16 protein-coding genes and 1 pseudogene are annotated in these 21,563 nt (G+C 57.9%); 12 read left to right on the top strand and 5 right to left on the bottom strand.

Annotated features, from left to right (window positions below):
• Positions 1-110: 110 nt before the first annotated feature.
• Both H7995_RS00005 and aptA read right to left on the bottom strand, forming a co-directional pair.
• Complete coding sequence (locus tag H7995_RS00005; RefSeq protein WP_182343374.1) at positions 111-1,604, bottom strand: CoA-acylating methylmalonate-semialdehyde dehydrogenase; 1,494 nt, start codon at positions 1,602-1,604, stop codon at positions 111-113.
• 142 nt (positions 1,605-1,746) lie between these two features.
• A complete protein-coding gene (gene aptA / locus H7995_RS00010) occupies positions 1,747-3,096 on the bottom strand; it encodes an omega-aminotransferase AptA (protein ID WP_095170231.1) in 1,350 nt (449 codons plus the stop codon).
• Between the two features lie 125 nt (positions 3,097-3,221).
• Between aptA and H7995_RS00015 the strand changes: the two genes are divergently transcribed.
• From H7995_RS00015 to H7995_RS00040, 6 genes are all read left to right on the top strand, one after another.
• Complete coding sequence (locus tag H7995_RS00015; protein ID WP_166590892.1) at positions 3,222-4,142, top strand: LysR family transcriptional regulator; 921 nt, start codon at positions 3,222-3,224, stop codon at positions 4,140-4,142.
• A 100-nt stretch (positions 4,143-4,242) separates the two neighbouring features.
• Positions 4,243-4,893, top strand: a complete 651-nt coding sequence (locus H7995_RS00020; protein ID WP_166590893.1) for a TetR/AcrR family transcriptional regulator — start codon at positions 4,243-4,245, stop codon at positions 4,891-4,893.
• A 10-nt stretch (positions 4,894-4,903) separates the two neighbouring features.
• Positions 4,904-5,485: an IMPACT family protein gene (locus H7995_RS00025; protein ID WP_166590894.1), complete on the top strand. Its 582-nt coding sequence runs from the start codon at positions 4,904-4,906 to the stop codon at positions 5,483-5,485.
• Between the two features lie 552 nt (positions 5,486-6,037).
• Entirely contained in the window at positions 6,038-7,603 is a 1,566-nt protein-coding gene (locus tag H7995_RS00030; RefSeq protein ID WP_185817771.1) for an ABC transporter ATP-binding protein, read from the top strand.
• A gap of 11 nt (positions 7,604-7,614) precedes the next feature.
• Positions 7,615-8,721 carry an ABC transporter permease gene (locus H7995_RS00035; protein ID WP_182343370.1) on the top strand — a complete coding sequence of 369 codons (1,107 nt, stop codon included), beginning with the start codon at positions 7,615-7,617 and terminating at the stop codon, positions 8,719-8,721.
• Entirely contained in the window at positions 8,721-9,647 is a 927-nt protein-coding gene (locus H7995_RS00040; RefSeq protein ID WP_166590897.1) for an ABC transporter permease, read from the top strand. Before H7995_RS00035 ends, H7995_RS00040 begins: the two co-directional genes overlap by 1 nt.
• Before the next feature lie 3 nt (positions 9,648-9,650).
• Here H7995_RS00040 and H7995_RS00045 read toward each other — a convergent pair whose 3' ends face one another.
• The gene (locus H7995_RS00045) at positions 9,651-10,085 is read right to left on the bottom strand and encodes a hypothetical protein (RefSeq protein WP_182343368.1); all 435 of its coding nucleotides are present in this window, start codon (positions 10,083-10,085) and stop codon (positions 9,651-9,653) included.
• Positions 10,086-10,219: 134 nt separating this feature from the next.
• Here H7995_RS00045 and H7995_RS00050 point away from each other — a divergent pair, with 134 nt between their 5' ends.
• Both H7995_RS00050 and H7995_RS00055 read left to right on the top strand, forming a co-directional pair.
• Complete coding sequence (locus H7995_RS00050) at positions 10,220-10,906, top strand: SDR family oxidoreductase (protein ID WP_166590899.1); 687 nt, start codon at positions 10,220-10,222, stop codon at positions 10,904-10,906.
• Positions 10,907-11,077: 171 nt separating this feature from the next.
• On the top strand, positions 11,078-12,436 hold the full coding sequence (locus tag H7995_RS00055; protein WP_166590900.1) for an 8-oxoguanine deaminase: 1,359 nt from the start codon (positions 11,078-11,080) through the stop codon (positions 12,434-12,436).
• Between the two features lie 33 nt (positions 12,437-12,469).
• Here H7995_RS00055 and H7995_RS00060 read toward each other — a convergent pair.
• Positions 12,470-13,240: pseudogene (locus H7995_RS00060) on the bottom strand (calcium:cation antiporter); the annotation flags it as partial.
• 1,001 nt (positions 13,241-14,241) lie between these two features.
• On the opposite strand from H7995_RS00060, the gene H7995_RS00065 reads away from it, so the two are divergent.
• The 4 genes from H7995_RS00065 to H7995_RS00080 are packed head-to-tail and all read left to right on the top strand — an operon-like array spanning position 14,242 to position 20,509.
• Positions 14,242-16,350, top strand: a complete 2,109-nt coding sequence (locus tag H7995_RS00065) for a hypothetical protein (protein ID WP_185817772.1) — start codon at positions 14,242-14,244, stop codon at positions 16,348-16,350.
• Entirely contained in the window at positions 16,350-18,524 is a 2,175-nt protein-coding gene (locus tag H7995_RS00070) for a hypothetical protein (protein WP_185817773.1), read from the top strand. The genes H7995_RS00065 and H7995_RS00070 overlap by 1 nt, the downstream gene beginning before the upstream one ends.
• Positions 18,505-19,053 carry a hypothetical protein gene (locus tag H7995_RS00075; protein WP_143007484.1) on the top strand — a complete coding sequence of 183 codons (549 nt, stop codon included), beginning with the start codon at positions 18,505-18,507 and terminating at the stop codon, positions 19,051-19,053. The genes H7995_RS00070 and H7995_RS00075 overlap by 20 nt, the downstream gene beginning before the upstream one ends.
• Positions 19,046-20,509: a site-specific integrase gene (locus H7995_RS00080; RefSeq protein WP_185817774.1), complete on the top strand. Its 1,464-nt coding sequence runs from the start codon at positions 19,046-19,048 to the stop codon at positions 20,507-20,509. Before H7995_RS00075 ends, H7995_RS00080 begins: the two co-directional genes overlap by 8 nt.
• A 663-nt stretch (positions 20,510-21,172) precedes the next feature.
• Here H7995_RS00080 and H7995_RS28385 read toward each other — a convergent pair.
• A complete protein-coding gene (locus H7995_RS28385) occupies positions 21,173-21,382 on the bottom strand; it encodes a hypothetical protein (RefSeq protein ID WP_168426342.1) in 210 nt (69 codons plus the stop codon).
• Between the last annotated feature and the right edge of the window lie 181 nt (positions 21,383-21,563).

Here is a 21,563-nt window from a genome sequence, read left to right on the forward strand (position 1 = left end):
CCTGGAATCTGCCGTCAACCGCTATTTTCATATTTCTGTCACAAAGGCCAAAGAAGCCCCGAAAACGCAAAGGCCGCCCCGTTGGGGCGGCCTTTGCGTTACCTGGCGAATTACAAGCTAGGGAAAGCGAACTGAGAGGCTTCATGGCTTGCACGCTGTGGCCAGCGCTGGGTAATGGCTTTGCGGCGCGTGTAGAAGCGCACACCGTCCGGGCCATACGCATGCAGGTCGCCGAACAGCGAGCGTTTCCAGCCACCAAAGCTGTGATACGCCACTGGCACTGGCAGCGGTACGTTGACGCCGACCATGCCCACTTCGATCTCATCACAGAACAAGCGAGCCGCTTCACCGTCACGGGTGAAGATGCAGGTGCCGTTACCGTATTCGTGATCGTTGATCAGTTGCATCGCCTCTTCCAGGCTATTGACCCGAACCACACACAACACCGGGCCGAAGATCTCTTCTTTATAGATGCGCATCTGCGGCGTGACGTTATCGAACAGGCAGCCACCCAGGAAGAACCCCTCCTCATGCCCCGCCACGCTCAGGCCACGACCATCGACCACCAGCTTGGCGCCAGCCGCGACGCCGTCATCGACATAGCCGCTGACCTTGTCCCGCGCCTGGCCGGTGACCAGTGGGCCCATGTCCAGCCCGCAGGAAGTGCCCGCACCGATTTTCAGCGCCTTGATCTGGGGGACCAGCTTGGCCACCAGGGCATCGGCCACTTGATCGCCCACGCACACAGCCACCGAGATCGCCATGCAACGCTCGCCGCACGAACCGTACGCCGCCCCCATCAGGGCGCTGACCGCGTTGTCCAGGTCCGCATCCGGCATCAGTACCGCATGGTTCTTCGCCCCGCCCAGGGCCTGCACACGCTTGCCGCGCTTGGTGCCTTCGGCATAGATGTACTCGGCAATCGGGGTCGACCCGACAAAGCTCAAGGCTTTGACTTCCGGCGCCTCGATCAGCGCGTCCACCGCCGACTTGTCGCCGTGCACCACACTCATCACGCCCTTGGGCAAACCGGCTTCCAGCAACAGCTGGGCAATCAGCAGGGTGGAGCTCGGGTCACGCTCGGAGGGTTTGAGGATGAAGCAGTTGCCGCAGACGATCGCCAGCGGGTACATCCACAGCGGCACCATGGCCGGGAAGTTGAACGGCGTGATGCCGGCCACCACACCCAGGGGCTGGAAATCCGACCAGGCATCGATGTTCGGCCCGACGTTACGGCTGTACTCGCCCTTGAGGATTTCCGGTGCGGCACACGCGAACTCGACGTTCTCGATCCCACGCTTCAGTTCACCGGCGGCATCTTCCAGAGTCTTGCCGTGCTCTTCGCTGATCAGTTGCGAGATACGTGCCTCGTTCTGCTCCAGCAGTTGCTTGAAGCGGAACATCACCTGGGCGCGCTTGGCCGCCGGTGTGTTGCGCCAGGCCGGGAACGCGGCCTTGGCGGCGTCGATGGCCTGCTGGATGGTTTCGCGGCTGGCCAACGGCACTTTATGAATCGCTTGACCGGTGGACGGGTTGAACACGTCAGCGGTGCGACCGTTGTCGGTCACCAGTTCACCATTGATCAAATGCGGGATGAGGCTCATGCGGGGCTCCTGAATTCGGTTGGCGGGCGTCCGCCGAGGGACGCCTTCTATATATAGACAGCGAGGCAAGCAGCCGAGTGGCAATGGCGCCTTTCAATCCGAAAAGCGTGAGCACGCTCGGCTCCTGCCGTTTTGCGGACAATCAGTCGATCTTGTTCAGCACTTCGCCGACCGCATCGAACAGGCGATCCAGGTCTTTTGGCTGGCTGTTGAACGTTGGCCCGAACTGCAGGGTATCGCCGCCGAAGCGCACGTAGAACCCGGCTTTCCACAGGGCCATACCGGCTTCGAACGGACGCACGATGGCATCGCCGTCGCGCGGGGCAATCTGGATTGCACCGGCCAGGCCGTAGTTACGAATGTCGATGATGTTCTTCGAGCCCTTGAGACCATGCAGCGCATTTTCGAAATGCGGTGCGACTTCGGCCACGCTCTGCACCAGGTTTTCCTTCTGCAGCAGGTCGAGTGCCGCCAGACCCGCGGCGCACGCCACCGGGTGGGCCGAGTAGGTATAGCCGTGGGGGAATTCCACCGCGTATTCCGGGGTCGCCTGGTTCATGAAGGTCTGGTAGATCTCGGAGCTGGCAATCACCGCCCCCATGGGAATCGCACCGTTGGTGACTTGCTTGGCAATGCACATCAGGTCCGGGGTCACGCCAAAGCTGTCAGCACCGAACATCGAACCGGTACGACCAAAGCCGGTGATCACTTCGTCGAACACCAGCAGGATATTGTGCTGATCGCAGATTTCCCGCAGGCGCTTGAGGTAGCCCTCTGGCGGCACCAGCACCCCGGCGGAACCAGCCATGGGCTCGACGAACACCGCTGCGATGTTCGAAGCGTCATGCAGCTCGATCAACTTGAGCAGTTCATCGGCCAGGGCAATACCGCCCTCCTTGGGCATGCCACGGGAATACGCGTTGCTCGCCAGCAAGGTGTGCGGCAGGTGATCGACGTCCATCATCGCCTGGCCGAACAGCTTACGGTTACCGTTGACGCCGCCCAGGCTGGTGCCGGCGATATTCACCCCGTGGTAACCACGGGCCCGGCCGATCATTTTGGTCTTGGTCGCCTGGCCTTTCAGACGCCAGTAGGCACGCACCATTTTCACCGCGGTGTCGGCACACTCGGAACCCGAGTCAGTGAAGAACACGTGGTTCAGGTTGCCCGGGGTCAGGTCAGTGATTTTTTCGGCCAGTTGGAAAGACAGCGGATGCCCGTACTGGAAGCCCGGCGAATAGTCGAGGGTGCCCAACTGTTTGGCCACCGCCTCCTGGATTTCCTTGCGAGTGTGCCCGGCGCCGCAGGTCCACAGGCCCGACAGCGAGTCATAGACCCTGCGGCCCTTATCATCGATCAGCCAGCTGCCTTCAGCCCCCACGATCAGGCGTGGGTCACGCTGGAAATTGCGGTTGGCGGTGTACGGCATCCAGTGGGCATCAAGCTTGAGCTGGCTGGCCAGGGACGTCGGGGCGTTTTCAGGCAGGTTCATCGGCAAAACCTCGCAAGGCAATAAGCGGCGTAGGGATTAAAAAGCGTTGTTGCAGCTAAGTTGCCACGGCGATAAAGTCGGTGAAATCCAACTTTTCTAACCTTCAGTCAGGCCGTTACTAAACTATGAGCAGCCGTCGCCCCGATCCGCTGGCACAAGTCAGCGACTTTGATATCCGCCTGTTGCGGATCTTTCGCAGCGTGGTCGAGTGCGGTGGCTTCTCGGCGGCGGAAAGCGTGCTGGGGATCGGTCGTTCGGCCATCAGCCAGCAAATGAGCGATCTGGAACAACGCCTCGGCCTGCGCCTGTGCCAACGCGGCCGCGCCGGGTTCTCCCTGACGGAAGAGGGTCGTGAGGTCTACCAGTCGGCCCTGCAGCTGTTAAGTGCCCTGGAAAGTTTTCGCACCGAGGTCAATGGCCTGCACCAGCACCTGCGCGGCGAGTTGACCATCGGCCTGACCGATAACCTGGTCACCCTGCCCCACATGCGCATTACCCACGCCCTGGCGCAGTTGAAGGAGCGCGGGCCGGATGTGCAGATCCAGATCCGCATGATCGCGCCCAACGAAGTCGAACAGGGGGTGCTCGACGGCCGCCTGCACGTCGGCGTGGTGCCCCAGGCCAGCGCCTTGTCGGGCCTGGAGTACCAGCCACTGTACAGCGAGCGCTCATTGCTCTACTGCGCGGTCGGCCACCCACTGTTCTACGTCGACGATAAACAACTGGACGATGCGCGCCTCAACAGCCAGGACGCGATTGCCCCGACCTTCCGCTTGCCCGCCGACATCCAGGCCCACTACCAGGCGCTCAATTGCACCGCCAGCGCCTCCGATCGCGAAGGCATGGCGTTCCTCATCCTGACCGGGCGCTACATCGGCTACCTGCCCGATCACTACGCCAGCCTGTGGGTCCAGCAAGGTCGCCTGCGGACACTCAAGCCAGACTCACGCTTTTATGACCTGAGCCTGGCATCGGTCACACGCAAGGGCCGGCGCCCGCACTTGGTACTGGAAAGCTTTCTCGAGAGCCTGGCGGCGACGCGTTGAGCCCCTGCAAACCACGCATTTGCCTCACCAAGGCTTGTCGGATGCCCGCGGGTGCGTTATCAACGCACTGGCGCCCCCACTGACTTGCCCGGAAACGTCCATGACCTTTGAAGTCCCAGCCCACAGCGGTAAACCAGCCAGCCGTATTCGTCAGAAAAACGAGGAGACCATCCTCAAGGCCGCCGAAGTGGAATTCGCCCGGCACGGCTTCAAAGGCACCAGCATGAACACCATTGCGCAGAATGCCGGCCTGCCCAAAGCCAACCTGCACTACTACTTCACCAACAAGCTCGGCCTGTACATCGGGGTGCTGAGCAACATCATCGAATTGTGGGACAGCACCTTCAATACCCTCACCGCCGAGGACGACCCCGCCGAAGCGCTGACCCGCTACATCCGCGCCAAGATGGAGTTCTCCCGTCGCCATCCCCAGGCTTCACGGGTGTTCGCCATGGAAGTGATCAGCGGCGGCGAATGCCTGAGCGAGTATTTCAACCAGGACTACCGCGCCTGGTTCCAGGGGCGCGCCAGCGTGTTCCAGGCCTGGATCGACGCAGGCAAGATGGACCCCGTCGATCCGGTGCACCTGATCTTCCTGCTGTGGGGCAGCACCCAGCACTATGCCGACTTCGCCACCCAGATCTGCCGCGTCACCGGCCGCAGCAAGCTGACCCGCCAGGACATCGATGACGCCGGCAACAACCTGATCCGCATCATCCTCAAGGGCTGCGGCCTCACTCCCGCCATCTAAGACAGTCACCATGCCTTTTACCCTCGCCGGCCTTTGCGAGTATCGCGAAGAGATTCGCAAAAGCCGCTTCATCGCCCTCGCAGCGCCGATCACCAGCAGCGCCGAGGCGCAAGCCTTTCTTGAACAGCACAGCGACCTGAATGCGTCACACAACTGCTGGGCCTGGAAATTTGCCGACCAATACCGCAGCAGCGACGACGGCGAGCCCGGCGGCACCGCAGGTCGGCCGATACTGGCGGCGATCGAAGCCCAGGACTGCGACCAGGTGGCGGTACTGGTGATTCGTTGGTACGGCGGCATCCAGTTGGGCACGGGCGGCCTGGCCCGCGCCTACGGTGGCAGCGCCAACAAATGCCTGCAGGGCGCTGCAAAGATAGAACTGATCAGCCGGGTGCCGCTGGGCTGCGACTGCGCCTTCAGTGAGCTGGCGCTCGTCAAGTTGCGGGTGGCCGAGTCCGGTGGGCTGGTGGTGGATGAACAGTTCACGGCCAATGGCGTGCATTTGCAGTTGGCCGTGGCCGAACCACAGATCGACACCTTGCAGGCGCAACTGGCGGGCCTGAGCCGTGGGCGGATTCTGCTGCAACGCTGAACACTGGTCACTTTATGCACAGCCAGGCTGCAATGCTTTGGGGCATGCCCTGCAGCCTGACACTTGCCCACAAGCGCTGTGCACCCGACTGTGGATAACCTGAGTACATCGCGCTGTAACCCTTCTGTCACGTGGCTTTGCGGGCATTGATCAGTTTTCATCCAATTGCCTGTTCTGCAGGTCATTTGCACCGCAAAACAATTGCTTAGAGCGGTTTAGCCGCTTTAGAACAAAGGCCCGCCGTGCTTATGCCCAAGTCTTTGGCTTGCGCACAAATACTGTGGAGCAACCTGTGGATAACCCGTTCATGGCTGGCGCAGTGGCAGAGCTGGCATAGGTCGCAGGACAATGATCATTTTTTAACCAATTAACTCCCAAGCGTTCCTGCACCATGGTCTCCAGGGCCGCCCCGAAGTGGTGCCTGCTGCGCCAGCGGCACCCGCCCAACGTTATCCACTGAGCCCGGCGCGCTGCGCCTTTCAGCACTTTCCTGACTCAATGGCCAGGAAATTGCTTTGCCACAGGCCTCTCGTTCAACGACCCGAGCCTGTGATGCCAAACCCCATCCCGATTCCCACTCCAATGCCACGCCTGCAACTGCACGGCATCAGCAAGCGATACCCCGGCTGCCTGGCCAACGATGGCATCGACCTGTGTATTCAACCCGGCGAAATCCACGCCCTGCTCGGTGAAAACGGCGCCGGCAAAAGCACCCTGATGAAAATCATCTACGGGGTCACCCACGCCGACTCGGGGGACATGCACTGGCAAGGCCAGCGCGTTAGCCTGCGCAATCCGGCCCAGGCCCGCAGCCTGGGCATTGGCATGGTGTTCCAGCATTTTTCCCTGTTTGAAACCCTCACGGTGGCGCAGAACATCGCCTTGGCCATGGGCGCGACCGCCGGTGCACCACAGGCCCTGGCGCCGAAAATCCGCGAGGTGGCGCAGCGCTACGGCCTGGTGCTGGAGCCACAACGCCTGGTCCACAGCCTGTCGATCGGCGAGCGCCAGCGGGTCGAGATCGTGCGCTGCCTGATGCAGGACATTCGCCTGTTGATCCTCGACGAGCCGACCTCGGTGCTGACCCCGCAGGAGGCCGACGAACTGTTCGTCACCCTGCGCCGCCTGGCCAGCGAGGGCTGCAGCATTCTGTTCATCAGCCACAAACTCGCAGAAGTGCGCGCCCTGTGCCACAGCGCCACCGTCCTGCGCGGCGGGCGCGTGGCCGGGCATTGCCGACCCGCTGAATGCTCCGATCAACAACTGGCGCAACTGATGGTCGGCGACGCCGCCCAGTGGCTCGTCGACTACCCCAAGGCCAGTGGCGGCGCGACGTTCCTCACGGTCAGCGGCCTATCGTGGGCCAACCCGGACCCGTTCGGCTGCTCGCTGCACGACATCGACCTGCAGGTACGCAGCGGTGAGGTGGTCGGCATTGCCGGGGTGGCGGGCAATGGCCAGGACGAGTTGCTGGCCCTGCTCAGTGGCGAGCAGCGCCTGCCGCGCCAGGACGCCTCGCGCATCGCCTTCGCCGACCAAGCGGTGGCCGACTTGCCACCGGATGCGCGGCGCCGGCTGGGCCTGGCCTTCGTCCCGGCCGAACGCCTCGGGCATGCGGCGGTGCCGGAGTTGAGCCTGGCCGACAATGCCCTGCTCACAGCCTTCCAACAGGGCCTAGTGAGCCATGGGCTGATCCAGCGCGCCAAGGTCGTGGCGCTGGCCGAGACCATCATCCAGCGCTTCGCGGTCAAGGCAGCGGGTGCCCAGGCCCCGGCCCGCAGCCTGTCCGGCGGTAACCTGCAGAAATTCATCCTCGGTCGCGAGATCCTCCAGCAGCCCCGCCTGCTGGTCGCCGCCCACCCGACCTGGGGTGTGGATGTCGGCGCGGCGGCGACCATTCACCGCGCACTGATAACCCTGCGCGATGCCGGGGCGGCCATCCTGGTGATCTCCGAAGACCTCGACGAACTGCTGCACATCAGCGACCGCCTGGCCGCCCTGTGTGGCGGGCGCTTGTCGGCACAACAACCGACGGCGAGCACCACCCTGAGCGAAGTCGGCGCCTGGATGGCCGGCCAGTTCGACCGCCCTCACTCACCCGCACCTGCACTGGCTTGACGGAGTTTCCCATGCTGCTTTCCCTAGAACCCCGTGGCCAGCATTCGCGCCTGATGCTCTGGTGCTCGCCCTTGCTGGCCGCCGCCCTGACCCTGGCGTGTGGTTCGCTACTGTTCATCGCCCTGGGTCATGACCCGCTGTTGACCCTGCACACCCTGCTGATCGCGCCAATCAGCGACGGGTATGGCGTCAGCGAACTGTTGGTCAAGGCCTTGCCCATCCTGCTCTGCGCGCTGGGCCTGGCGGTGGCTTATCAAGCGCGCATCTGGAACATCGGCGCCGAAGGCCAATTGCTGCTCGGCGCCCTAGCGGGCAGCGCCGCAGCGGTGCACCTGATCGACTGGCAAAGCCGCTGGGCGCTGGTCCTGGTCCTGGGCACCGGCACCCTCGCCGGCGCGCTGTGGGCGGGGCTCACCGCCTGGCTGCGCACGCGCTTCAACGCCAACGAAATCCTCACCAGCATCATGCTCAATTACATCGCCCTGAACCTGTTGCTGTTCTGCGTGCACGGGCCCTTGAAGGACCCGGCGGGCTTCAACTTTCCCGAGTCGGCGATGTTCGGCGAGGCCAGCCGCTTGCCACTGCTCACTGCAGAGGGCCGGGTGCACGCCGGGGTGTATTTCGCCCTGCTGGCACTGGTAGCGGTGTGGGTGCTGCTGCAGAAAAGTTTTATCGGTTTTCAGATCAAGGTCCTGGGCCTGGATAAACGTGCGGCAGCCTTCGTCGGTTTTCGCCACAAGCGCCTGGTCTGGCTGGCGCTGCTGATCAGTGGAGGGCTGGCCGGGTTGGCCGGGGTCTGCGAAGTCAGCGGCCCGATCGGCCAACTGGTGCCGCAAGTGTCGCCGGGCTATGGCTATGCCGCAATCACGGTGGCCTTTCTCGGCCGACTCAACCCCATCGGCATCCTGTTTGCCAGCCTGCTGATGGCGCTGCTGTACCTCGGCGGCGAAAGCGCGCAGATGAGCATGAACCTGCCCCCCGCCATCACCCAACTGTTCCAGGGGATGATGCTGTTTTTCCTCCTGGCCTGTGATGTGTTGATCCTCTACCGCCCCCGGCTGAACCTGCGCTGGGCGCGGCGTGCACCGGCGACCCACGTGCAAGCAGGAGCGCTGTGATGGATATCGATCTGCTGGGCAACATTCTCTATGCCATGGTCCGCTGCGGCACACCGCTGTTGCTGGTGGCGCTGGGTGAACTGATCTGTGAAAAAACCGGAGTCCTCAATCTGGGCCAGGAAGGCATGATGCTGTTTGGCGCGGTGATCGGTTTCATCGTCGCCCTGAACAGCGGCCATCTGTGGCTCGGCGTCCTGCTGGCGATGGTCGCCGGCATGCTGCTGTCGGCACTGTTTGCCGTGGTGGCACTGCTGTTCAATGCCAACCAGGTGGCGACGGGGTTGGCCCTGACGATCTTTGGCGTCGGCCTCTCGACATTCGTCGGCGCGGCGTGGGTCGGCAAACCCCTGGCCGGGTTCGAGCCGGTAGCCATTGCCTGGCTCAGCGAAATCCCGTTGATCGGGCGCATGCTGTTTACCCAGGACCTGCTGGTGTACCTGTCGTTTGCCCTGTTTGCCGTGGTGGCCTGGGTGCTGCTCAAAAGCCGGGTGGGACTGATCATCCAGGCCGTCGGCGAAAACCCCGACGCCGCCAGTGCCATGGGCATCCCGGTGCTGCGGGTACGGACCCTGGCGGTGTTGTTCGGCGGCGCCATGGCCGGGTTGGCCGGGGCTTACCTGTCGCTGGCCTACACGCCGATGTGGGCAGAAAACATGAGTGCCGGACGGGGCTGGATTGCCCTGGCGCTGGTGGTGTTCGCCAGCTGGCGTGTCTGGCGCCTGTTGCTGGGGGCCTACCTGTTCGGGCTGGCGAGCATCGTGCATCTGGTCGCCCAGGGGCTGGGCCTGGCCATCCCCTCCAGCTTGCTGGCGATGCTGCCCTATGTGGCAACCATCCTGGTACTGGTACTGCTGTCACGCGACGCCGTGCGCACACGCCTGTATGCGCCGATGTCGCTGGGGCAGCCGTGGCAGGCCGGGCATTAGCGCTCAGGCCACAGGTGCCGACGTCAGCGGGCCGGCTGGCGCTGGCTGCCTGACCGGCAACACCTGGGCAATGCCCCATGCCAGCTCAACGACCAGGAACAGCGCCAGCAACCCGGTCGCCCCGTGCAACAAGGCATAAGCCTGCCAGGTAGCAAAGAGAAACCGCCCGGCCGCGTCATAGCGGCCGTACACCGCCTGCGGATCGCGGATCCGCAGCACCGACCAGACGCAGACAATCGAGCCCAGCAGATTGGCCATCAGCATGTGCGCCGGTGCAAAGACCGGCAACTCACCGGGCAAGTCGAGCACCTGACTCAAGCCAGACAGCAGGCCGTGCAACGCGGTAAAACTCCAGGGCGTGACAAACGCCGCCATCACAATCAGGTCATACCAGGCACTTCTGCGCACCAGTCGGCGATACTGTTGAGGGGTCCACATGGCGAATACTCCGTTTATTATTCAGGGAGCCCCAAGGCTAAACCCTGGAGTATGCTCAAGGGTCAAGCCCCCAGCCAACGGCTCGGACCACGCAGTCCGCTGAACCCATAACCCTCTTTTTCAGGAAGCCACTCATGTCTACGGCAAAAACCGCGTTGATCATCGGCGCCTCCCGGGGCTTGGGCCTCGGCCTGGTGAAAACCCTGCTGGCCGACGGCTGGCAGGTCACCGCCACCGTACGCAACCCACAGAACGCCCAGGCACTGCAGGCCCTGGGCAAGGTGCAGATCGAACAACTGGACATGGACGATCAGCCCGCCGTACTCGCCCTCAGCCAGCGGCTCAAGGCTCAGGTGTTCGACCTGCTGTTCGTCAACGCCGGGGTCAAGGGCCCGGACGTGCAGACACCCGGCGGCGCGACCCTGGCCGAGGTCGGCCAATTGTTCTTCACCAATGCCGTGGCACCGATCAACCTGGCCCAGCGTTTTGTCGGGCAGATCCGTCCCGGCACCGGGGTGCTGGCGTTCATGAGTTCGGTGCTCGGCAGCGTGACCATGCCGGACGCGCCGGAGCTGGCCCTGTACAAGGCCAGCAAGGCGGCGCTGAACTCCATGACCAACAGCTTTGTCAGCCAATTGGGCGAACAGCGTCCCACCGTGCTGTCCCTGCACCCGGGCTGGGTGAAAACCGACATGGGCGGTGAAGGCGCCGACCTGGATGTCGAGACCAGCACCCGCGGCCTGGTGGACCAGGTCAATGCCTACGCCGGCCAGGGCGGGCATCACTTCATCAACTACAAGGGCGAAACCATTCCCTGGTAAGGCCATGAAGATCGCCGCCTATCGCGTCGTAACTGCCGCAGGCGGCGATCTTTTGCTACCGCGGCACAACCTGAGTAAACTCGGCACCTCGTCCCCGCGACGAACCTGGATCAGCAGACAGGGCAACACTGAGCTGGCGAACCTGAACCCAACTTTCAGAGGAGCCGGCAAATGCCTGCGACCCGTACCTGGTTAAAAAACCCTCTCGCCATCTTCACGGCCAACGAGCTCGACGCCCGTGGCGGCCTGGTGCTGCAAGACGGCGTTATCGTCGAAGTGCTCAAGCAAGGGCAGCAGCCAGCAACACCCTGTGGACAGGTTTTCGACGCTCGCGAGCACGTGATCCTGCCGGGGCTGATCAACACCCACCATCACTTCTATCAGACCCTGACCCGTGCCTGGGCCCCAGTGGTCAACCAGCCATTGTTCCCGTGGCTGAAAACCCTGTACCCGGTCTGGGCCCGCCTGACCCCGGAAAAACTCGCGCTGGCCACCAAGGTCGCCCTGGCTGAATTGCTGCTGTCGGGTTGCACCACGGCCGCCGACCACCACTACCTGTTTCCCGACGGCCTGGAAAACGCCATTGACGTGCAGGTCGAGAGCGTCCGCGAGCTGGGCATGCGCGCCATGCTTACTCGGGGCTCGATGAGCCTTGGCGAAAAAGACGGTGGCCTGCCGCCGCAGCAGACAGTGCAGGAAGGCGAAGTGATCCTCGCCGACAGCCAGCGACTGATCGCCGAATACCACGAGCGCGGTGCCGGCGCACAGATCCAGATCGCCCTGGCGCCCTGCTCGCCATTCTCGGTAACGCCAGAGATCATGTCCGCCAGCGCCGCCCTGGCCGACCAACTGGACGTGCGCCTGCACACCCACCTGGCCGAAACCCTCGACGAAGAAGACTTCTGCCTGCAGCGCTTCGGCCTGCGCACCGTGGACTACCTGGACAGCGTCGGCTGGCTCGGCCCGCGCACGTGGCTGGCCCACGGCATTCACTTCAACCCCGATGAAATCGCCCGCCTCGGCGCGGCCGGTACCGGCATCTGCCATTGCCCAAGCTCGAACATGCGCCTGGCCTCGGGCATCTGCCCGACCCTGGACCTGATCGCCGCCGGCGCACCGGTGGGCCTGGGGGTCGACGGTTCGGCGTCCAACGATGCTTCGAACATGATCCTCGAAACCCGCCAGGCGCTGTACATCCAGCGCCTGCGCTATGGCGCCGAGAAGATCACCCCGGAGGGCGTGCTGGGCTGGGCGACCCAGGGCTCGGCAAAACTGTTGGGACGCAGTGACATTGGCGAACTGGCCGTGGGCAAACAGGCCGACCTGGCCCTGTTCAAACTCGATGAACTGCGCTTCTCCGGCAGCCATGACCCAATCTCGGCGTTGCTGCTGTGCGGTGCCGATCGGGCGGATCGGGTGATGGTCGGCGGCCAGTGGCGGGTGATCGACGGCCAGGTCGAAGGGCTGGACCTCAAAGGCTTGATTGCCGACCACAGCCAGGCGGCTCGGCAGTTGATCAGCGGGATCTGACCTGAGCGCTGCGCTGGCTCGCCAGCGCAGCCGCTAAAGCCCCAGCAGCGACAACATAATGAAGGTCGCAAACAGCACAAAGTGAGTCATCCCTTCGATGGCGTTGGTTTCGCCATCGTTGAGGTTGATCGCACTGACGATCAAGGTGATGAACACCATCACGGTCTGCACCGGCGTCATGGCCATCTGAAACGGCTGGCCGGTGTACAGCGCCATGGCTTCCATCACCGGCACCGTCAGAATCACCGTCGACAACGACGCCCCCAACGCAATGTTGACCACCGACTGCATACGGTTGGCCAAGGCTGCGCGCAAGGCCGTAAGGATCTCCGGGGCCGCGGAAATCGCCGCGACCACGATCGCCGTCAACACCGGCGGTGCGCCCGTCCCTTCCAGCCCCAGGTCGAGGGTCTTGGACATCACCTCGGCCAAGGCGCCGATCACCACCACGCCAAACACCAGGGTGCCAATGGACAGCCCAAGACTGATCGCCGGCGCCTCCTGCTCGGCCTCGTTTCTGCGGCGTTTTTGCGGGTAGCTGTAGCTGAAAAAGTAACTGTGGGGACCGACCTGCATCCGCAGGAACAGGGTGTAGAGCACCACCATCGCGCCGATGGTGAAGGCCGAGTAGATCTTCCAGTCAGCCTCGGGAATGAACTCCGGCACCACCATGGACACGCTCATCGCCGTGAGGATCATCACGCTGTAAGTGCGCGCCGAATCATCGTTGTAGGACTGCTCGCCATGCTTGATCCCGCCCATCAACGCGGCCAGGCCGAGGATGCCGTTGATGTCGAGCAAAATTCTTTTCTAGACACATGAATTCATCTAGAAGGTGCAACCCTTTACGAATCAACGGCTTAGCCAACGTTTTTGACACCTAAAACTTGACACCCATTTCCATGTGCTTCGGATACCCCAGACGGAAAAAACGCTGAATTCATCGACACTCCACTACCTCCCATACGCTGAGAACGGAAGAGAGATCTCACAATGATCGATATGAGGTTATCGTGGCCAGGTTGCCCATCACCTCGGATTGACGGGTAGGAAACCCTAGCGCACCGTCCATCGCCTTTGCCCCCCCCCAAATCACCAATCTCAAGGGTGGACAGCAGGCCGTATCGCAGTGTTGTCTGCGGCGAGGCGCGGAATGTCCAGTCACACCTGAAAAAAATTACGGTTGCGCTGGACGTGATTCAAGCCGATTCGGATCCTAATATTAGACTCGATACCACAAGCTAGGGGCCGAACACCAACCGGACTAAATATATGCGGAGGTAGTGCTTGTATTCCGTAGAACACGGCGACGAGATAAATCGATAATTGGTTCAAACGCTAAGTCAATATTGCTTTAATTAATGCCCTGCCAGCAGTCCCGGCAAAGAGCTATTAGAGACCACCTGGTTGAGGGTGACCAAGCAATCTCTCAGTGAAATACTCCCTAGGAACTAAGTACACTGGGAAGGAGCAACCGCCGTCCTTGCGCTCACCCACGCTTAGGTATGCCGATAACGACGAACCCTCTCGTCCAGCCTAATCCCTACCCCCGGCGTATTGGCTGATCAGCGTCCACGCCGGCAATTCCTTATCAGCGAAACACAGACAAACAGATATACAAAACAACATATCAATTGTCGGCCAACCTTTCACTGCGACATGAGGTTAATGCAAAATTCCGTCCCGAAACACATGTAAGAGTATGCTTTTAATACACTGTTTAAAACTTTAGAAGCACGCACGAAAGTGCTTGACCAGAGCAGTAAGATCACTACGCTATGCCGTTTTTGGCGTAGGATCTCATTATGCTTACCTACCAAGTGCAGGATGATCGCATCACATTCAAGTGGGATGATGATGAATGTATTCGCGGCTACCGGACTACTACAATCCACACTCCATCGTGGATCGACAAAAAAGTGCTCAATAAAGTAGCCGATGCGGTAAGGGTATTATGCATCACTGGAGCCGACACTAGCTATTCGGGGCGCTTCCGGGCAAGCAAATATATCTTTAAGCACATTGCCAAGTTCCAGCTAAAGTTCCCACCTGCGGAAGATGACTGGAGCAACTTCATACTTACACACTACTCCCATCACCTCTACAACAAAGACCATAAGCCCAAAACCCGATATGACCATTGGAACGCGGTGGCGTTTATTTACAAAAAACTGAGGCGGGATGGATTTATACCGGAAGACACATTCATCCCAGATGCAAAAGCGAATTCCGTCAGTCACCCGGAGAATATGTCTCAACCGGCTGGTTACGGGACTGTGCACACGCCTATTCCCAAAGGGCCACGATTTCTGCTTCCCAAAAAATACCTTGTGGAAGAAGGCTTGAGTTTTGAAGATGACGTGTACCTACTTAATCTTAAGAACACTCTCGAGACAAGGGCCGATGCCATTGTCGAATGCTCGGTAGACTACTGGAATCGAATGCTAAGATGCCACGCCCGAGGTGATGAGCTATGTAAGAACATCTCGAACGACGAAATCAAGGCGGTGCTTGAGAGCGGACAATTCAGCAGAAATGGGATGCATCTTGCGCATCCAGATTCGCCTACAGGTATTAACTGGTTTCTAGCCGTCGCTCGATATTACGCCGCACAGACTGACGAGCTTAAATCGATGACATTCGACGACCTGCAAGAACTACCTTTCTTCAGGCCCGTCATCTACAACTCTCATAGCAAGCCTAAACTTAGGGCACGACTATGGGAGGCTGCCGGCGACGACTGTATCGATAACAATACAGTTAACGAAACTTTTAACCGACTACTCGGCTACTTGTCACCCAGAGACTGCGCAGTTGCAAGTGCGATCATTGCATCAGAAAACCCTTCGTTCAATCCATCATCACTGACCAACATAAAGTTATACCGACGAGACGGAAAATTCTATCTACGCGGCAATAGTGACAACAAGCGAATAACAGTCAGCGTTAGCAAACCTCGCGCGCAGTCACGCAAGGTCTCTGTACTTCCCCCATTGAGCACTCGGATCGTTATGGATGTGATTCGGTGTACAAACATGCCAAGACGACGCCTTTTATCGGAGGGTAAGAGCGGGTGGAGGAAGCTGTTCCTTGTCTCGAGCAGAAACCAAATTGGCTCCAGTCCTAACTTTGCAAAAACCTTGACTACAAATGCTGGACTCTCTCTGCACGATTTGTATAAAGATGAACTAGACAAAGTAGGCGTAACTCCAAGCATGGTCAATCTCTACACGATCCGATGCACTCAAGGGATTTTGGAGTTTTTGCGTACTGGTAGTCTCCAGGCCGTAGCGGACATGCTGGGTAACTCTTTGCAGGTGGTAAGAGATAAATATATTCCGGCCTGGATGGTTCATCGATGGGCGACGAGGTTTTTCAGGGTGCTACATCAAAAGGTCATCTTAGTAGCAACAGAGGGCGAGCCTTGGCAGTTAGCTGCATCTGACTTTAGCACTCGAGAAGAGCTACAGGCTTTTGTCCGACGGATACTATTAGGCCTTAAGAAGGGAGATCCCTTAAGCGAAGCCTTACGCTCGAAGCTGGGTCATTACTCGCCTGACCCCAGCTCTTTAATTGAAATGTTTGTAGAGCGCGAGCTGCTATTTGATCGGAGTGCGGGTAGCCTTGCCGCGATCTACGCATACGCAGATGCCGTCGATAAGCTTGCACCAGAAGAACGCTTAGTGATCGATGAGCGAACTAGCGTGCCCTTATGGATCTTCCCGGTGCTCCGGGATTTAGTAGCGAAAACAATTTCCCTCGATTTCGATAGCGCATCTAACGCTGAGATGGCTATTGCGGGCAGGGTTTCGGGCGACTCCATGAGTGAACTCCGAAAATCGCATGCTCGTGCGACCATCCTGAAGCAAGACCTTCGTCCGCTAGTCTCCCTTTCCGATTGGAAGGCCATCTAATGGAAGACTTTTCATTCGACGAACGTCGTATCAAAGCGATGATCGAGCACGCGGAACGGCAAAGCAAAATCTATAAAAGAAGCCACAGCTATCAAGCAGATTGGCTGGTAAGAGGTGGGATCGGAAGTCAGGAATGGCTGGTCAGTTTTCCAGGTGGGTCAAAGCTTCAGTGCATGAGCTTTGATCGCTTGATGGCGGACGGCACCAACCTCACCGACGCCCCTAATAAGCTGCTGCTGGAAACGGTGCAGAAATGGTTATTTCACTGTCGCATGGGCACCATTACAGGTAAACCAGTCGCGGAAGGTCGATGGATCACATACTTTAGCTTCGCTATGAATTTGGCGGCACGCGCCAATCTTTATAAAGATACTTATGAAACCAGTACGCATGGCTTCAGGCTCTTCGATGAGGACGCCTGCAAAGCTATCGCCGAAACTTTCAGTCAGGGTGGATGGACTGCTGCTTTGTTGTTGAAGGAGCGTTTCATTTCACACCTGCTCGATATCTTACCTATCTCCTTCTCATTAGAAGATCTTATATCAGACCTGGACGCCCTGCCAGTTGAGCTCACAAGAGAAGCGATTTCCTACTTTACTCGAAACGATCTCTACGTCTCCAGCGCCCAAAACAGCACCTATGATAAAGGATTGCTGTCAAGAGACTATATTGGCTCCATTCTCGGTCGACCTTCAACGTCTCTGCATAATGCAAATTTTCGACTGTTCATTAGGCAGTTTGAGCCGGCCTTAGCCCATGACGACTTACTACAAAGAGGTGTGCGAGCAAACCTTCACAGCACTCAAAATACTAAGACAATAGATGAGGCAGCTGACGGGGCGATGGGCATCAGCTCTTTTATGGATACCATGTCGTGCCTAAAATTATTTTTCCAAGGCCATGATATTCTGCCCGAAGACATCCCCGACATCAAACTGAACATTGATCAACTTGTTCTTGATTACAAGCCACACTTGAAGCCAGGTGGCCACACCAAATTGCTACCTCTTGATATTGGCTTCAAATGCCTGAATCAGGCCTGCAAGTGGATAACCGTCTACGGAAATGCCATAGTTGAGTCTCTGATTTTTTACATCGAGCAATTCGTCTCTATTGACGAAGACAATTCATTGTCGAAACAGTCCGTAAAAAAGAACGAGCTCTTCCAGAAAACAAAACACCTTTGGATGACGAGAGGTATGGAAAACCTACCTGCCCAGCCGCTATTCCAAGCGCTCAACATAAGCAGGCTCCAAACCAAAGAGAAGAAAAATTTCCCTGTAGATAAAACCAACTACAAAATGGTGATGGAATCTTTTTATGGCGCTTGCGCCATAATTATCGGCATCGTAAAGCCTATTCGGAATACTGAGCTTAGTACCCTTGAACGTAACTGCCTATCTACTGACCGGGGCAACAATGGCGCTTTTATGGGCCACATGGTTGGCAAAACTGGGGAGTTGGGTGCAAACGACTTCATTGAGCGCCCTATTCCCTACGTTGCTGCCCATGCCATCCAGCTACTCCAAGTGCTCGGCGAAAAGCTAGCAGATATCTATGGAGATGAATCGGAGTACGCAGGGAGGCTGTTTTATATTCCGGGCAGAGGATTCAAATGCCCTAGTGGCGAAATTCCCGAATGGAAAGTGAACTTGTGCATTAATACTTTCTGCGATGCTATCCAACTGCCCGTCGATAAAATAGGTCGGCGATGGTATGTGCGCATTCACGAGATGAGAAAATTCTTCCTCCTGCTCGTACATAGACACGTGGGAGATTCAGCGAAAGAATTGCTGAGGTATATGGCAGGTCACTCCAATAGGAAGCATATTGATGATTACACAGATTATGAACCGTCAGATTCGGAAGCCGTCCGATATGAATCCGAATGCATCGACGACAAGCTCATTGCTCTTGAAAACGGCTTGCTGTCCAAAGATGCAAACCAAGGGCTTCTAGCGCTTTACATAGAAGCCTTGAAGCACTTCAAAGCCACCAGCATCGCCTCGATTAGCAACAAGGAATTGCTCCAATACCTAGACAAAATGGTGCAACAACCTGAGTTCGATATGACCACATATAAAGTCAGGCTTGAATCTTACGACGAAGAAATCTACACCATCGATTTCGCCATTTGCCTAGGAGGCCAAAAAGATGAGAGATACAACAAATAAAAATCTCCACTCTCGTCACACTTGGCTTTCACAGGTGCTATCTAAAGAAATTACACCGTCGAAAGCCCAGCTTCGAGCCCTATCCTCGATGCGAGGCTTCTGCAAACTGGATGTCGCTGGCTGCTTCACATCGATTTCGCTCAACTCCCTGAAGCAAGCGGCTAAGGTCGCACAGTTTGGCATCTCTGGGTCAAGCCTGTGGGACAACATGCTACAGATGAGATCCAGGGCGTTTGCCCTGTTGACTCCCAAGGTTAATCCGGCGCCTGCACCTAACCTTCCTTCAGACAAGGATCAGGCACGCATCGCGCTGCTGGAGGCTCACATCGCCTCGATGGCGTACTTTGACATCTTGACTTTCCTAGAGCGTATTGACCCTCAGAGCAACCGTAGCGCTGACGAAATCCGCGCAACCATCAGACTTAAAGTCAAAACATCCAAGGCCAAATATCAATCTTTCCTGATAAGCGACCAGATATTTTCTTCAGAGAAAATGAAGGTTATCGACGGCGGCAAAAAGGATGGGTAAGCAACTCTACACGGAATATGAATCCGTAAGCGTGCCAGACAAAGCTATGCCGATTCGGAAGGCTGGGGCGTTTATTGGAAAGTCACGCACTATCGAAAACTTCGTACTTATTCGCTGGCCTAACGGTAGGCCGTGCAACCTTGCCAATCTATGGATCGCTGAGATCTGCGCGTCCACAGGCGCCAGAGATTCTGCGCGGGTAGACGCAGCGCTCATCACGCACTTCATTCGCTTTTGCTCTGTCAAGAGCATTCAATTCAGCAATTTCAACGAAACTAATTTTAAGGATTTTACTGAACAGCTAGTTCAAGAAACCAGGTCTACCCTTCGTGGTATCGCACCAGCAAGGAATAACAATCGCACCAGGCTAATCCAGCATACCACGCTTAACTTTTTGCACTGGCTAACAGAAAACTATCCAGATCTTTCTAAAACGCCGTTGGTAGGCCTAAAGAATAGTGGTGCAAATATCACGATATCTTATGAGATAAATCCCAAAACCAAGCGATCCTACATGGTTCATCCCCTGTTCGTAGCTCCCGTGCCGTACAACGATGACAAGGTGGCAATAGACGAACACATCATCCAAAAAATCCAGGATGAGATTTTCCGGAAGCGAGACTGGGAGGATCTGCCTGCTAGCTCCAAGCTTAAATCAATCAGTGACCTCGAACTCTACGATGCCACCAGTGTGTATCTATACGAGCGGCGGATGTTCACGTTAAGAATGATGAAACTCACAGGACTACGTCCTGAGGAGCTATTTGACCTCGACCTTCAGCTCAATCAAAACATTTCGAATACACTAGAGATTGTGATCCCCACTAAAAAGCGCGGAACTCCGGCACCGTTACGCCGTTTTAAAATCAATGCTGCAGATGCAAGGCGGTTTGAACTTTACGCTGAAGCCAGGAAAGCTTACATTGACTTCCTAGCAGATCGTAAAATTTTTTTCGACCAGCCCAACAATATATTCCTAGGTGAAAATGGTAGTCGATTGAAAAAAGAGTCAATCACTAAGGAGTTTGACCGACTGTGTTTAGGTGCTGGTTTGTCAGGCACCCGCGTTTGCCTGTCCATGTTTAGACATCGTTTTGTCACGCGTCAAATCAATATCAGGCTGGAGGAAAGATTCGCCCAAGCCCCCGCTCTAAAGAAAGGGTGGACGCCGGCGCTGCGAGACGATGTTTGCGCAGAGGTGGCACAACTCACCGGGCACTCTGACCCTGAATCTCTCCATCATTATTTTCACGCTGAATACAAGGCGCTCACGTCGAGCTCGACCTACAGTTCGATGCTTGAGGCCCAGGACGAACTGGACTCTGTTAAAGACACGCTCACTGCTCTAGAGCATAAATCCAAGCTGCAAAAAAATGATCTGTCGGTTGAGATCCAAAACCTCAAAGCTCTGGCCGAAAAGCTTGAAATGCGGCTAAGCAACCGCGAGAGTGCTTAGTAGTGCTTCTACACCACCCGACCGGCCTGTGAGCCAGAGTTATCACGGTGCCATACGCTACCGGTGTGCGGTTACCGATACCTGGGAGAATAGTCAGATGCGAATAGTCCGTACGCTATGGGATCTCATAAGCAAAGACCACCGCCCTCAGCGTGAGATTGAGCGCGAACGTGCGTTCATCCAAGCCGCGAACAGGCTCAAGACCCTTAGGGTATCGCCGGAAGGAGCCATGTTCATTGATCCCGAAGAGTTCCGGGAGCAGATTGTCTGCGCACGTGAGCAGTTGAAGCACCTCGTACCTAACCCGGGAGCACCTGGCGGGCCGTCCCGACCATCTGAGAACCATAGGGCGGATCAGCGCGCGTATTTCGCTGCAGAGGCTTCTGTGAGGCCCATGGACTGTATTGAGGCGGTGGCCTGGCGTCGGCTTCCCAGTGGCGCTGCTGTGCGCTACGTGTGCCTCCAGTCCACGCATACCGGTAGATATGCCGTAGCTATAGCCAGCATGTTCTCGGGCTCGTCGGAGACACTCCCTACTTGGATCGACGGCGACGTCAACAGACAGGTCGCAAACGCGCTACAGGGCATTGATTTCCAGTGGTACGCGACTGTGAGTGACGCGATGAATGCTTGGGATGCAGAGCTCTGAACGCCGTGCACGCTTCACTGGCACCAAGGGCCCCAGGAAGGCGGGTTCTCGACGATATCGATTGAGATGCTGAGCTCGCGCTGCATGCGCTCGAATACCCTGTTCAGGGTCGGATGGGTATCGGACTCCTTCAGTGTTGTCACCAAGAGCAATAGCTCTCGACCTTGAGCCAAGGGCATCTGGACGTCGCAATACACTGTGTCGTCATCGTCTATCATTCCCATCGAAAAATCCTCATAGGATGCTCTTCGCTTCTGGCTTATCCGGCCTGGTGTTGGGGCGTGCCCCTGCGGGGATGGTCTGTCGTGAACCGAGCCTTCGTCTCGGCCCTCCGGGCTTCCATGCCGCACGCCTGCGCGCTCCGCTTGCGTCACACTGCCCTCTCGCTCCACATACAGTTAACCT

This window comes from Pseudomonas kielensis, assembly GCF_014236655.1.
GTDB lineage: Bacteria > Pseudomonadota > Gammaproteobacteria > Pseudomonadales > Pseudomonadaceae > Aquipseudomonas > Aquipseudomonas kielensis.

Coding starts and splice junctions, on each gene's coding strand:
- H7995_RS00005 (WP_182343374.1), bottom strand. CDS start 1,604: ATGAGCCTCATCCCGCATTTGATCAATGGTGAACTGGTGACCGACAAC.
- aptA (WP_095170231.1), bottom strand. CDS start 3,096: ATGAACCTGCCTGAAAACGCCCCGACGTCCCTGGCCAGCCAGCTCAAG.
- H7995_RS00015 (WP_166590892.1), top strand. CDS start 3,222: ATGAGCAGCCGTCGCCCCGATCCGCTGGCACAAGTCAGCGACTTTGAT.
- H7995_RS00020 (WP_166590893.1), top strand. CDS start 4,243: ATGACCTTTGAAGTCCCAGCCCACAGCGGTAAACCAGCCAGCCGTATT.
- H7995_RS00025 (WP_166590894.1), top strand. CDS start 4,904: ATGCCTTTTACCCTCGCCGGCCTTTGCGAGTATCGCGAAGAGATTCGC.
- H7995_RS00030 (WP_185817771.1), top strand. CDS start 6,038: ATGCCAAACCCCATCCCGATTCCCACTCCAATGCCACGCCTGCAACTG.
- H7995_RS00035 (WP_182343370.1), top strand. CDS start 7,615: ATGCTGCTTTCCCTAGAACCCCGTGGCCAGCATTCGCGCCTGATGCTC.
- H7995_RS00040 (WP_166590897.1), top strand. CDS start 8,721: ATGGATATCGATCTGCTGGGCAACATTCTCTATGCCATGGTCCGCTGC.
- H7995_RS00045 (WP_182343368.1), bottom strand. CDS start 10,085: ATGTGGACCCCTCAACAGTATCGCCGACTGGTGCGCAGAAGTGCCTGG.
- H7995_RS00050 (WP_166590899.1), top strand. CDS start 10,220: ATGTCTACGGCAAAAACCGCGTTGATCATCGGCGCCTCCCGGGGCTTG.
- H7995_RS00055 (WP_166590900.1), top strand. CDS start 11,078: ATGCCTGCGACCCGTACCTGGTTAAAAAACCCTCTCGCCATCTTCACG.
- H7995_RS00065 (WP_185817772.1), top strand. CDS start 14,242: ATGCTTACCTACCAAGTGCAGGATGATCGCATCACATTCAAGTGGGAT.
- H7995_RS00070 (WP_185817773.1), top strand. CDS start 16,350: ATGGAAGACTTTTCATTCGACGAACGTCGTATCAAAGCGATGATCGAG.
- H7995_RS00075 (WP_143007484.1), top strand. CDS start 18,505: ATGAGAGATACAACAAATAAAAATCTCCACTCTCGTCACACTTGGCTT.
- H7995_RS00080 (WP_185817774.1), top strand. CDS start 19,046: ATGGGTAAGCAACTCTACACGGAATATGAATCCGTAAGCGTGCCAGAC.
- H7995_RS28385 (WP_168426342.1), bottom strand. CDS start 21,382: ATGGGAATGATAGACGATGACGACACAGTGTATTGCGACGTCCAGATG.